Source organism: Pseudomonas sp. Bout1 (genome assembly GCF_034314165.1).
GTDB lineage: Bacteria > Pseudomonadota > Gammaproteobacteria > Pseudomonadales > Pseudomonadaceae > Aquipseudomonas.
The window spans coordinates 5,061,527-5,074,227 of sequence record NZ_JAVIWK010000001.1; the positions used below are offsets into that span (position 1 = coordinate 5,061,527).

Consider the following 12,701-nt stretch of genomic DNA (forward strand, 5'->3'; position numbering starts at 1 on the left):
TGCCTGCGATAACGGTATGACATTCAGCAGTATTGTCGACTGACACACCGCTATCGCAGGCAAGCCAGCTCCCACATTTGATCGGTGTTCCAACCAAAAAACCGAATCACGCCTATTTGTTGCGGAGCCCCAGCCCCTATGAAGCACAACGTCATCCTTGTCGTGCTCGACGGCCTGAATTACGAGGTTGCCCGACACGCCATGGGGCACTTGCAGGCCTATGTCGGCGCAGGACGCGCAGCACTGTACAAACTGGAATGTGAACTGCCGGCCCTGTCCCGGCCACTGTACGAATGCATCCTCACCGGCGTTGCGCCGATCGAGAGCGGCATCGTCCACAACAACGTCTCGCGACTGTCCAACCAGCGCAGCATTTTCCATTACGCCACCGACGCAGGCTTATCCACAGCGGCGGCGGCTTATCACTGGGTCAGCGAGTTGTATAACCGCAGCCCCTTCATTGCCGCCCGGGATCGTCATACCAACGACCCGGCGCTGGCGATCCAGCACGGGCATTTCTACTGGAATGACCATTACCCGGACTCGCACCTGTTTGCCGACGCCGAAAGCCTGCGCCTCAAACACGCGCCGAACTTCCTGGTGGTGCACCCGATGAACATCGACGACGCCGGCCACAAGCACGGCCTCGACACCCCGCAGTACCGCAACAGCGCACGCTCGGCCGACATCATCCTCGCCGACTACCTGCAAGGCTGGCTCGACGCCGGCTACCAGGTGCTGGTGACAGCTGATCACGGCATGAACAACGACCGCTCCCACAACGGCCTGTTGCCGGAAGAACGGGAAGTGCCGCTGTTTGTGCTCGGTGATGCATTCAGCTTCGACACCCACGCCACGCCCAAACAAACCGAATTGTGCGGCACCGTCTGCGAGCTGCTGGGCGTGCCCCACGACAAACCTGTATGCCGGGAGCTGTTGAAGTGAATTCAGTGACCCGCGGCAAATGGCTGGCTGCCTTGTGCCTGGTGCCCTTCGCCCTCTTCTTTATCGTGTTCGAGATCGCCCCGCTGGTGTGGGTGATGATCAGCAGCGTTCAGTCGGAAGAGTTCGGCTGGGGCTTTGCCAACTTCAGCAAGATCTTCAGTTCGAAGTTCTACCTGCAGGCAATCCAGTACAGCCTGGAGATCAGCTTCTACTCCAGCGTGTTCGGGATCATCATCGCGGTGCTGGGCAGTTATTCGCTGCGTCGGGTAGACGGGCCACTGCGCAACTTCGTGACTGCCTTCGCCAACATGACCAGCAACTTTGCCGGCGTGCCGTTGGCCTTCGCCTTCATCATCTTGCTGGGCTTTAACGGCAGCATCACCATCATGCTCAAGCAGGCGGGGATCATTCAGGACTTCAACCTGTATTCCAAGACCGGCCTGATCATCCTTTATACCTACTTCCAGATTCCCCTCGGCGTGCTGCTGCTCTACCCGGCCTTTGACGCATTGCGTGAAGACTGGCGCGAGTCGGCTTCATTGCTCGGTGCCGACGGTTGGCAGTACTGGCGGCATATCGGCTTGCCGGTGCTGACCCCGGCGCTGCTGGGCACCTTCGTGATCCTGCTGGCCAACGCCCTCGGCGCCTACGCCACGGTGTACGCACTGACCACCGGCAACTTCAACGTACTGCCGATCCGCATCGCGGCGATGGTCTCCGGCGATATCTCCCTGGACCCGAACATGGCCAGCGCGCTGGCCGTGGTGCTGGTGGCGCTGATGACCGTGGTGACCGTGGTCCATCAACTGCTGCTCAAGAGGAGCTACCATGTCTCGCGCTGAACCTGGCTCGGCCGCCCTCTACCATCGCGTAGTGGTGTACCTGTTGTTTGCGATCCTGGTACTGCCGTTGCTCGGCACCCTGGTCTACTCCATCGCCAGCAGTTGGTCGGCGACCATCCTGCCGTCCGGTTTTACCTTCAAGTGGTACATCCAGCTGTGGAGTGACCCGCGTTTTCTGAACGCGTTCGGCCAATCGTTGCTGGTGTGCGTGGGTGCGCTGATTTTGTCGGTGGTGCTGATCCTGCCGCTGCTGTTTGTGGTGCATTACCACTTTCCGAAACTCGACGCGCTGATGAACATCTTGATCCTGCTGCCCTTCGCGGTGCCGCCGGTGGTGTCGTCGGTGGGGCTGTTGCAGCTCTATGGCTCGGGGCCGTTTGCGATGGTGGGCACGCCGTGGATCCTGATCGGTTGCTACTTCACCGTGGCGCTGCCGTTCATGTACCGGGCAATCACCAACAACCTGCAAGCGATCAACCTGCGCGACCTGATGGACGCCTCCCAATTGCTCGGCGCCAGCACCTTCCAGGCAGCGTTCCTGGTGGTGCTGCCCAACCTGCGCAAGGGCCTGATGGTGGCGTTGCTGCTGTCGTTCTCGTTCCTGTTCGGCGAGTTCGTGTTCGCCAACATCCTGGTGGGCACCCGGTACGAAACGCTGCAGGTGTACCTCAACAATATGCGTAACAGCAGCGGCCACTTCACCAGTGCCCTGGTGATCTCCTATTTCTTCTTCGTGCTGGTGCTGACCTGGGCCGCCAACATCTTGAACAAGGACAAAAGCCAATGAGCTTCGTCAGCGTCCAACACCTGCAAAAAGGCTACGCCGGCACGCCGGTATTCAGCGACATCAACTGCGAAATCGCCAAGGGCGAGTTCGTCACCCTGCTCGGTCCATCGGGCTGCGGCAAGTCGACCCTGCTGCGCTGCATCGCTGGCCTGACCTCGGTGGACAGCGGGAAAATCCTGCTGGATGGCCAGGACATCGTTCCGTTAAGCCCGCAAAAACGGCATATCGGCATGGTGTTCCAGAGCTACGCGCTGTTCCCCAACATGACCGTGGAACAGAACGTCGCCTTCGGCCTGCGCATGCAAAAGGTCAATGCCGACGACAGCCACAAACGCGTGCAGGAAGTGTTGCAACTGGTGGAGCTGAAAGAACTCGCCGGGCGCTACCCACACCAGATGTCCGGCGGCCAGTGCCAGCGTGTGGCCCTGGCTCGCTCCCTGGTGACCCGCCCGCGCCTGCTGTTGCTCGATGAGCCACTGTCGGCCCTCGACGCGCGGATTCGCAAGCACCTGCGCGAACAGATCCGCCAGATCCAGCGCGAGTTGGGCTTGACCACCATTTTCGTGACCCATGATCAGGAAGAAGCCCTGACCATGTCCGACCGGATCTTCCTGATGAACCAGGGCAAGATCGTGCAGAGCGGCGATGCCGAGACCCTCTACACCGCGCCGGTCGACGTATTTGCCGCCGGTTTTATCGGCAACTACAACCTGCTGGATGCCGACAAGGCCAGCCAACTGCTGCAACGGCCAATCAGCAGCCGAATCGCGATACGCCCGGAATCCATCGAACTGAGCCGCAGCGGCGAGCTGGATGCACTGGTGCGCAGCCACAGCCTGCTGGGCAACGTGATTCGCTACCGCATCGAAGCGCGCGGCGTGGAGTTGGTGGTGGATGTACTTAACCGCTCGGCCGAGGATTTGCACCCTGACGGCGTGCGCCTGGCACTTTCCATCGATCCCAGTGCGCTATGTGAGGTAGCCTGAGGGCATCCCCGTTAGACGACTTGAGTTGAGGAAGCACGACTGATGGCTTTGGTAATTTTTGATCTGGACGACACCCTGATCCACGGTGACTGCGCCACCCTGTGGAGTGAGCAGATGGGCCGCCTGGGGTGGGTGGATGGCGAGTCGTTCATGCGCAAGAACAATGAACTGATGGCCGCTTACAGCCGTGGCGAACTGGCCATGGAAGACTACATGGACTTCAGCCTGGAGCCGATGATTGGCCGCACGCCGGAAGAAATCGAGCACCTTGTAGAACCGTGGGTGGAGGACGTTATCGAGCCGCTGATCTACAGCGAAGCCACGCGCACCATTGCCCGGCATCGCAAGAACGGTGACCGGATCCTGGTGATTTCGGCCTCGGGCACGCATCTGGTCAAGCCGATTGCGGCGCGTATCGGCATTGAAGAAGTGTTGGGGATCGAGTTGGATGTTGCTCATGGGGTGTACAGCGGCAAGACCATCGGTGTACTGACTTACCGTGAGGGCAAGATCACCCGCCTGATGGAATGGCTGGAGCAGGAAGGCGAGCATCTCGATGGGGCGTATTTCTATTCGGATTCGCGCAATGACTTGCCACTGTTGCTGAAGGTTGAGCACCCGCAGGTGGTGAATCCGGATCCTGTACTGCGTGTGCATGCTGAAAAGGCTGGGTGGCCGATTCATCATTGGGTCTGACCGTTTGCGCGGGGTAGGGCTGGGTGCATATCCGTTATTTAGGTAACGGCCGCCTAGGGTTCCGCTCTTACAGCGGGTCACTTTTGAAAAGCGCAAAAGTAACCAAAACGCTCTGCCCCGCCTGTCGGCACCTCGCCTAGGCTCGGTGTTCCCTCACTCCGGCATTGCTCCGCGGGCCGCCGCGACGGCCCGTCCCTGGCCCGTCGCGGCTAAACCGGCGTCCTGCCGGTTTACCCGCTCCTCAATCCCTGCGTTCGGCCTCGGGCTGAATGGGGCAGTCAGATCAAGATCAAGAGCAAGAGCACGGCGGCCTGAAAGCCGACCTGAGTGTTAAAAGCCAGAGCGAAAGCTGTAGGAGCTGGCTTGCCGGCGATGCAGGCAACTCGGTTTTTCAGATGCGCCGAGGTGATGCCATCGCCGGCAAGCCAGCTCCTACATTTGAACCGTGCCAGCCTTTGATTTTGCTGTTGCTTTTAACACTCAAGCCGGCCTGTAGGCCGCTGTGTTCTTGATCTGCTTGTGATCTTGATCTTAGGCGCCCCGTCAACCACGCTGGCCGAACGCAGGCTTTGGAGCGTGGGTAACCCGGCAGGACGCCGGGTTAGCCGCGCTGGGCCAAGGATGGCCCATCGCGGCGGCCCACGGTCCAAAGCCTGCGTGAGGGCACACCGAGCCTAAGCGAGGTGCCGAGTGGTGGGGCAAGAGCCTTTTGGTTACTTTTGGGCTCCTTTCAAAAGTGACCCGCCGTAAGGGCGGAACCCATCTAAGCCATCACCCAAACAACGGATACACACCCAAACAAAAACCTGCCCCAACCCACATGGCACATTTGAAATCAGACCAGACTTTCGTCGATCACTAACACCAGTTTCCCGCAAATCTGATTGGTCGCGAGTTCCGCAAACGCAGCCTCAGCGTCCTTGATCGGAAACGTCTTGGCCAGTTGCGGGCTCAAACGGCCCTCGGCGAACAGCGGCCATACGTGCTGGCTCAAATCACTGAACAGATCAGCCTTGAACTGATCATCCCGGCTACGCAACGTCGAACCCAACACTTGCACACGCTTGGCCAATACCTGCGCCAGGTCGATCTGCGCCTCACGCCCGCCCATCAACCCAATCAACACCCAACGACCATCACGAGCCGCCAGCTTGAGGTTCAGCGCCGCGTAATCGCCGCCCACCGGGTCAAGAATCACATCGAACGGGCCAAAGTCACTCAGCCCCTCGATGCCGTCAGTACGTACCACACCCCCCTGGGCACCCAGCGCTTCACAATACGCCAGGCGATCTGCCGAGCCGACACTGACCCAGCACGGGCTGCCAAATGCCTTGCACAGCTGGATCGCCGCCGAGCCCACACCACTGGCGCCGGCATGCAGCAACACTTTCTCGCCGGGCTTGAGGCCCGCCAACTGGAACAAATTCAGCCACGCCGTGCTGTACACCTCAGGCAACCCCGCCGCTTCCACCAGGGACACGCCCTCCGGCACCGGCAGCACGTGACGCGCATCCACCACCACTTCTTCAGCCATCCCGCCGCCAGCCAGCAAGGCGCAAACCCGATCCCCCACTTGCCACGACGAACCGGCGCCGACCTCGCTGATCACCCCGGAACACTCCAGGCCCAGCACCTGGCTGGCACCGGGAGGCGGCGGATAGAGCCCCGAACGCTGTAATAAATCGGCCCGATTCAGGCCCGCAGCCGCCACGCGGATGCGTACTTGGCCTACATCGCATGTAGGACTCGGCTCTTCTTGCCACTCCACATGACCTTCAACGCCTTGCAATGCTTTCACAGTGCCTCCATAGTGAGTCTGGACTGAGCCCGTTGCTGTAGCGCCGGGCTTTTTGCATTATGCGACCGGCCCATATGGAACCGGCGACTTCAAAGACGGCCTAATATGCGTTATCAATTGCCCCCGCGTCGAATCAGCATGAAGCATTTGTTCCCCAGCACCGCCCTCGCTCTTTTTATTGGTATCGGCCTTTTGCCGCTATCGAGCAATACGTTCGCAGCCAACAGCTGGGACAACCTTCAGCCTGATCGCGATGAGGTGATTGCCAGCCTTAACGTCGTTGAGTTGCTCAAGCGCCATCACTACAGCAAGCCGCCGCTGGACGACGCTCGCTCGGTGATCATCTACGACAGCTACCTCAAGCTGTTGGATCCCTCGCGCAGCTATTTCCTGGCCAGCGACATCACCGAGTTCGACAAGTGGAAGACGCAGTTCGACGACTTCCTCAAGAGCGGTGACCTGCAGCCCGGCTTCACCATCTACAAGCGCTACCTGGACCGCGTCAAAGCGCGTCTGGACTTCGCCATCGGTGAGCTGGACAAGGGCGTCGACAAGTTCGACTTCACCAAGAAAGAGACCTTGCTGGTTGACCGCAAGGACGCTCCTTGGCTGACCACCGAAGCCGAGCTGGACGACCTGTGGCGCAAGCGCGTCAAGGATGAAGTCCTGCGCTTGAAGATCGCCGGCAAAGAGCCGAAGGCCATTCAAGAGCTGTTGACCAAGCGCTACAAGAATCAGCTGGCACGTCTGGACCAGACCCGTGCCGAAGATATCTTCCAGGCCTACATCAACACCTTCGCAATGTCCTACGACCCGCACACCAATTATCTGTCTCCAGATAACGCGGAAAATTTCGATATCAACATGAGTCTGTCGCTGGAGGGCATCGGTGCCGTTCTGCAAAGCGATAACGACCAGGTGAAAATCGTGCGTCTGGTGCCGGCAGGTCCGGCGGACAAGACCAAGCAGGTCGCTCCGGCCGACAAGATCATCGGTGTGGCCCAGGCCGACAAAGAGATGGTCGACGTGGTCGGCTGGCGCCTGGACGAAGTGGTCAAGCTGATCCGTGGGCCGAAAGGCAGCGTGGTGCGCCTGGAAGTGATTCCGCACACCAACGCCCCGAACGACCAGACCAGCAAGATCGTGTCCATCACCCGTGAAGCGGTGAAACTCGAAGACCAGGCCGTCCAAAAGCAAATCCTCAATCTCAAGCAGGATGGCAAGGACTACAAGCTGGGCGTGATTGTAATCCCGGCGTTCTATCTGGACTTCAAGGCGTTCCGCGCCGGTGATCCGGACTACAAGAGCACCACACGTGACGTTAAGAAAATCCTGACGGAACTGCAGAAAGACAAAGTCGACGGCGTGGTCATCGACCTGCGCAACAACGGCGGCGGTTCCCTGCAGGAAGCCACCGAGCTGACCAGTCTGTTTATCGACAAGGGTCCGACCGTGCTGGTGCGTAATGCTGACGGCCGTGTTGACGTGCTGGAAGACGAGAACCCGGGTGCCTTCTACAAAGGGCCGATGGCGTTGCTGGTCAACCGCCTCTCGGCGTCCGCTTCGGAGATTTTCGCCGGCGCGATGCAGGACTACCACCGCGCGTTGATCATCGGCGGCCAGACCTTCGGTAAAGGCACCGTGCAGACCATCCAGCCGCTGAACCATGGCGAGCTGAAACTGACCCTGGCCAAGTTCTACCGGGTTTCCGGGCAGAGCACCCAGCATCAAGGTGTACTGCCGGATATCGATTTCCCGTCGATCATCGACACCAAGGAAATCGGCGAGAGCGCCCTGCCCGAGGCCATGCCGTGGGACACCATCCGTCCTGCGATCAAGCCAGCAGTGGACCCGTTCAAACCGTACGTGGCCCAGTTGAAAACTGATCACGAAACCCGCTCCGCCAAGGATGCCGAGTTCATCTTTATCCGCGACAAACTGGCCTTGGCCAAGAAGTTGATGGAAGAGAAAACCGTCAGCCTGAATGAAGCCGACCGTCGTGCGCAGCACACCGACATCGAGAATCAGCAACTGGTGCTGGAGAACGCCCGCCGTAAGGCCAAAGGCGAAGCTCCACTCAAGGAACTGAAGAAAGAAGACGAAGACGCGATCGCTGCCGAGCCGGATAAAACCAAGCCGGAAGATGATGCTTACCTGAGTGAGACAGGACGCATCCTGCTGGATTACTTGAAAATCAGTAAGACGGTGGCCAAGCAGTAAATGATGGCAATTTAATGTGAACGCTCTCCGGAGTGTCATCAAATAGACATCATTCTGTCGTGAAATGAAGGACCTGCCAAAGCAGGTCCTTTTTTTTCGACCCGAGAAAATCATGACCATGACCGAACAGCTGTATGCATTGGGCTCAATCCTGGCTCAAGGCAGTTTGCACAGTCTGTTCCAACCGATCATTTCCCTGTCCGAACGGCGCGTCGTCGGCTACGAAGCCCTCAGCCGCGGCCCGTCCAACAGCCCGCTGCACTCCCCTGTCGCACTGTTCTCCGTGGCCCGTCACGCCGGGCGCCTCAGTGAGCTGGAGATGGTCTGCCGGGAAAGTGCCTGCCGGCGCTTCAGCGACCAGAAACTACCGGGCAAACTGTTCCTCAACGTCTCACCCGAATCCCTGCTGGAAACCGCCCACCAGCCCGGCCGTACCCTGCAACTGCTCAGCGACTTCGGCATTCCGCCCAGCCAGGTGGTGATCGAACTGACCGAGCAAACTCCGACCGACGATTTTCAACTGTTGCAAACCGCGCTGCATCATTACCGCGCGATGGGGTTTTCGATTGCCCTGGACGACCTGGGTGCCGGCTATTCCAGCCTGCGGCTGTGGTCGGAATTGCGCCCGGACTACGTGAAGATCGATCGACATTTTATCGACGGCATTCACCAGGACGCCCTCAAGCGCGAGTTTGTCGGCTCCATCTTGCAAATCGCCAAGGCCTCCCGGGCCCAAGTCATCGCCGAAGGCATCGAGTTACCGGAAGAGTTGGCGGTGCTCACAGAGATGGGCGTAGACCTTGTGCAGGGCTACCTGCTCTGCCGCCCCCAGGAACACCCGCCGCAGGAAGCGCGGTTGATGCTGCCCAAGCCGGACAACGCCAACGTGGCGCTGAACGATGAAGGCAGCGACCTCAGCGCCCTGCTCAATGAACACCCTGCCGTGGGCCAGCACACCGCCACGGCGCAGGTGCTGGAAGCCTTCCGCCGCCAGGCCAACCTCAACTCCCTGGCGGTACTGGACGAACGTGGCCAGCCGATTGGCATCGTGCACCGGCATTCGCTGTCGGACGCGCTGCTGAAGCCATTCGCCACCGACCTGTTTGCCCGCAAGCCCATCAGCCGCTTGATGAACGATGACTTCCTCGCCGTGGAATTAAGCCAGTCCCTGCAGCAAGTCAGCCGCCTGCTCACCAGCCGCGCGCGCCAGCGGATCGAGGAGGATTTCATCATCACCCTCAATGGCGATTATTTGGGGCTGGGCCGGGTGATCGATGTGCTCAAGCTGATTACCGAGCTGAAAATCCAGCAGGCGCGTTATGCCAACCCGCTCACCTTGTTACCGGGCAACGTACCGATCCAGCAGTGCCTGACACGGCTGTTGCAGCAACAGCGGGAGTCGGTGATCTGCTACGTGGATATCGACAGCTTCAAGCCGTTCAACGATATCTACGGTTATGGCCGGGGCGATGAAGTGCTGCTGTGCCTGGCGCAGTGCCTGAACGACCGGGTAGACCCCAGCCGCGATTTTGTCGGGCACATCGGCGGTGATGATTTTTTACTGGTACTGGGGCCACAGGATTGGCGCAAGCGGCTCAACCAGTTGCTGGACGATTTCCACACCCAGTGCCGGCGTTTTTATCGCAGCGAGCACTTGGAAGCGGGTTGTTTTGTCGCGCTGAACCGCCAGGGTGTGCGCCAGGAGTTTGCGCTGTTGTCGCTGTCCATCGGCGTGGTGCATTTATATCCACAGGCCTGTGGACAACTCGATGCCAGCCAGTTGGCGGAACTGGCATCACAAGCCAAGCACCACGCGAAGAACGTGGCGGGCTACAGCATTCATGTGATCGACAGTCTGCAACTGGAAGAGCCACAACCCCTGTAGCACCCGGCGCTAGGCTTCGGCAGACTCGGGATAATCGTATTCAAACACCCGCACCACTTCCGAGGCGTGCCAGGAAGCCGCAGCCACGCCGTCGGATGGCCCGCAGAAGCGTCCAAGACGCTCTACACACTCAAAGAACCCGGTACGTGGCAGGCGGCTGGCGCCCTGGCTGATCACCAGTGAACTGCGCAGCGGCTGGTCAGCCTTGGCATCCAGCGCCGCCAGGTGTTCCAAAGCGGCGGTCAGGGTTTGCATGGCCGGCGTGGGAAACTGCAGGCGCTCCAGCAAGGCGCGATAGGTCAGGAGGTGGCGCTGTCGGCGCGCCTGGTCCAGTTCGTTGATTAACCCATCCCAATGCTGACGGCTGATGCGTACGCTCACGTTTCGTCCCTCCAACCTGCAACGCCCAGTTCCCAAGCCAAGCTACGACGGATGGCCGCGTCCGGCTGACGTTCACCGCTTTCGATCAGGCCCAGGTAAGAGGGGCTGATGCCCACTGTGCGCGCCAGCGCCTCAATGGCCAGGCCCTTGGCCTCGCGCAGGCTGCGCAGTTGCTCCAGGGGGCGCAGGTCCGGTTCGGCAGCGGTTTGGCTAGTGGATGAAGCAGGAGGTGTTGGCTGTTGCTGACCGGCGGCTTTTAACAGCGCCTGGTACTGCGCCCATGGCAGAACCGCATATTCGGGTTCGCCATCCTTTCTAATTATCTGAATATCCATGACTGCCCCGTAGGATCACAACACTTACATCGTAAGTACTTTCCTTAGGAGTGTAATCCTAACAGCCACAAAGAGCGCAGGGGGATATTCGCAAGGTTCAGCTTTTTTTCGGATTTTCCTGCTCAAGCAACTGCGGCGTCGCTGGCAGGCGCTCAACCACGGCGAGCTTCTCGGGGCGCTGACGCTCACGCCACGCGCGAAACGCACTCAACTCGCCGTCCAGGGTCTTCATGACCCATGCCAGCACGGCTATGTCGTCGAGCATGCCGAACACCGGGATAAAGTCCGGGATCGCATCAATCGGACTCAGGAAGTACATCAAACCCGCCACCACGGAAATCAGTGCCTTGGGGCTGATGGCCCGGTACTCACCGCGCCAGTAGGCCAGGCACAGGGCCTGGAGCAGCTTGAGGTCGTCCTTGAGCTTGCCCAGCCGGTTGCCCTGGCTCGACCCTTTGGCTGCTACCGCGAATAGCAGTGTGGGCAGACGCCCACGTCCCAGCAGGCGAGCGGCCATTGGCAGGAAACGGGTGAAATTGAACGGTGCTTTCATCGTCACTCCAGTTCCAGGCGACAGAAAAGGTTATCCACACAAATTGTGGATAACCTTGTGAACAGAGCCTGTTTTCCAGCCTGAAAGCCGCGTAATACAAGGCCTACAGTCAGATCGGGCGTTTTTTGCGCACATAAAAAAAACCCAAGAATTCATTGACTTGGAGTTGATCTGCGTCTACCCGTACTCGGGTCTTTTATCAGACTGCTCTAGACCGCGTGGGTTCGGTTGAATTTGGCCTGGATTCAAATGGAAAAGTTATGCACAGGCCAGAAACAACAACGCCCCGTCGAGACGGGGCGTTGTGTGTTCAGGTGTTGATTACTTCTTGGCAGCTGGTGCTGCGGGTGCGTCAGGCGCTTCAGCCTTGGACGGATCCTTGATGGCCAGCAGTTCCAGGTCGAATACCAGCACGGAGTTGGCTGGAATCGCCGGGCTCGGGCTCTGGGCACCGTAGGCCAGGTCAGACGGGATGTACAACTCGACCTTCTCGCCAACGTGCATCAGTTGCAGGCCTTCGACCCAACCTGGAATCACGCCGCTGACCGGCAGGTCAATCGGGCTGCCGCGATCCACGGAGCTGTCAAAGGTAGTGCCGTTGGTGAGCTTGCCGGTGTAGTGAACAGTCACTACGTCGGTAGGCTTGGGTTGAGCACCGTCCGCTTTCTTCACGATCTTGTACTGCAGACCGGAAGCGGTGGTGACAACGCCGTCTTTCTTGGCGTTTTCTTCGAGGAATTTCTTGCCGGCAGTTGCCGACTCTTCGCTCATCTTGGTCATACGCTCTTCAGCACGTTTTTGCAGTGCGGCGAAGGCTTCGACCAGCTCGTCGTCTTTCAGCTTCTGTTCTTTCTTGCCGACAGCATCTTCGATGCCTTGGGCTACCGCTTTGGAGTCCAGGTCATCCATGCCTTCTTGAGCAAGGCTTTTGCCCATGTTCAGGCCGATACCGTAGGAAGCTTTTTGCGCCGGGGTTTTCAGCTCTACGCTGGTTTGCGAATCACAACCCGCAAGTACCAGGCTAACCAGGGCCACCGCCGCCGCCAACCGATGCTGTTTCATGCTATTTCCTTGTTCGTGTGCCAAAAGGGCATTCGAGTAAAGTCGCGAGCTTATCAGGCGGCCACGACCAATGGCTACCGGCATGTGAGCAGGAAACTTCTGATAAGTTCACGTGTTTAAAAGCATTTTCATTCAATCCAGGGTCCCGCAACGGAAGGCGGGAGCACTGGAACGAGGCTCATGGCCACTTGCCGCACTGCTGGCCTGATGG

12 protein-coding genes are annotated in these 12,701 nt (G+C 59.3%); 7 read left to right on the forward strand and 5 right to left on the reverse strand.

Annotation, left to right across the window (positions count from 1 at the left end):
- Positions 1–138 precede the first annotated feature (138 nt).
- Genes RGV33_RS23290 through RGV33_RS23310 form a run of 5 tightly spaced genes read left to right on the forward strand, consistent with a single transcriptional unit; the run spans position 139 to position 4,256 of the window.
- Positions 139–945, forward strand: a complete 807-nt coding sequence (locus RGV33_RS23290; protein ID WP_322146331.1) for an alkaline phosphatase family protein — start codon at positions 139–141, stop codon at positions 943–945.
- Positions 924–1,787, forward strand: a complete 864-nt coding sequence (locus RGV33_RS23295; RefSeq protein WP_416152082.1) for an ABC transporter permease — start codon at positions 924–926, stop codon at positions 1,785–1,787. The genes RGV33_RS23290 and RGV33_RS23295 overlap by 22 nt, the downstream gene beginning before the upstream one ends.
- The gene (locus tag RGV33_RS23300) at positions 1,774–2,574 is read left to right on the forward strand and encodes an ABC transporter permease (RefSeq protein WP_088427194.1); all 801 of its coding nucleotides are present in this window, start codon (positions 1,774–1,776) and stop codon (positions 2,572–2,574) included. The genes RGV33_RS23295 and RGV33_RS23300 overlap by 14 nt, the downstream gene beginning before the upstream one ends.
- Positions 2,571–3,560 carry an ABC transporter ATP-binding protein gene (locus tag RGV33_RS23305; protein ID WP_322146333.1) on the forward strand — a complete coding sequence of 330 codons (990 nt, stop codon included), beginning with the start codon at positions 2,571–2,573 and terminating at the stop codon, positions 3,558–3,560. The genes RGV33_RS23300 and RGV33_RS23305 overlap by 4 nt, the downstream gene beginning before the upstream one ends.
- A gap of 42 nt (positions 3,561–3,602) precedes the next feature.
- Positions 3,603–4,256: an HAD family hydrolase gene (locus RGV33_RS23310; RefSeq protein ID WP_322146334.1), complete on the forward strand. Its 654-nt coding sequence runs from the start codon at positions 3,603–3,605 to the stop codon at positions 4,254–4,256.
- 835 nt (positions 4,257–5,091) lie between these two features.
- Here the strand turns inward: RGV33_RS23310 and RGV33_RS23315 are convergent.
- Positions 5,092–6,054, reverse strand: a complete 963-nt coding sequence (locus RGV33_RS23315; RefSeq protein ID WP_322146335.1) for a zinc-binding dehydrogenase — start codon at positions 6,052–6,054, stop codon at positions 5,092–5,094.
- 138 nt (positions 6,055–6,192) lie between these two features.
- Here RGV33_RS23315 and RGV33_RS23320 point away from each other — a divergent pair, with 138 nt between their 5' ends.
- Entirely contained in the window at positions 6,193–8,274 is a 2,082-nt protein-coding gene (locus RGV33_RS23320; RefSeq protein ID WP_322146336.1) for a carboxy terminal-processing peptidase, read from the forward strand.
- Positions 8,275–8,386: 112 nt separating this feature from the next.
- On the forward strand, positions 8,387–10,159 hold the full coding sequence (locus tag RGV33_RS23325) for a bifunctional diguanylate cyclase/phosphodiesterase (protein ID WP_322146337.1): 1,773 nt from the start codon (positions 8,387–8,389) through the stop codon (positions 10,157–10,159).
- A gap of 9 nt (positions 10,160–10,168) precedes the next feature.
- Here RGV33_RS23325 and RGV33_RS23330 read toward each other — a convergent pair whose 3' ends face one another.
- From RGV33_RS23330 to RGV33_RS23345, 4 genes are all read right to left on the reverse strand, one after another.
- Positions 10,169–10,540 (reverse strand): hypothetical protein, encoded by a 372-nt coding sequence (locus RGV33_RS23330; RefSeq protein ID WP_010166435.1) that lies wholly within the window; start codon positions 10,538–10,540, stop codon positions 10,169–10,171.
- Positions 10,537–10,875, reverse strand: a complete 339-nt coding sequence (locus RGV33_RS23335) for a helix-turn-helix transcriptional regulator (RefSeq protein WP_322146338.1) — start codon at positions 10,873–10,875, stop codon at positions 10,537–10,539. The genes RGV33_RS23330 and RGV33_RS23335 overlap by 4 nt, the downstream gene beginning before the upstream one ends.
- Positions 10,876–10,972: 97 nt before the next feature.
- The gene (locus RGV33_RS23340) at positions 10,973–11,428 is read right to left on the reverse strand and encodes a YkvA family protein (protein WP_322146339.1); all 456 of its coding nucleotides are present in this window, start codon (positions 11,426–11,428) and stop codon (positions 10,973–10,975) included.
- A gap of 321 nt (positions 11,429–11,749) precedes the next feature.
- On the reverse strand, positions 11,750–12,490 hold the full coding sequence (locus RGV33_RS23345) for an FKBP-type peptidyl-prolyl cis-trans isomerase (protein ID WP_322146340.1): 741 nt from the start codon (positions 12,488–12,490) through the stop codon (positions 11,750–11,752).
- Between the last annotated feature and the right edge of the window lie 211 nt (positions 12,491–12,701).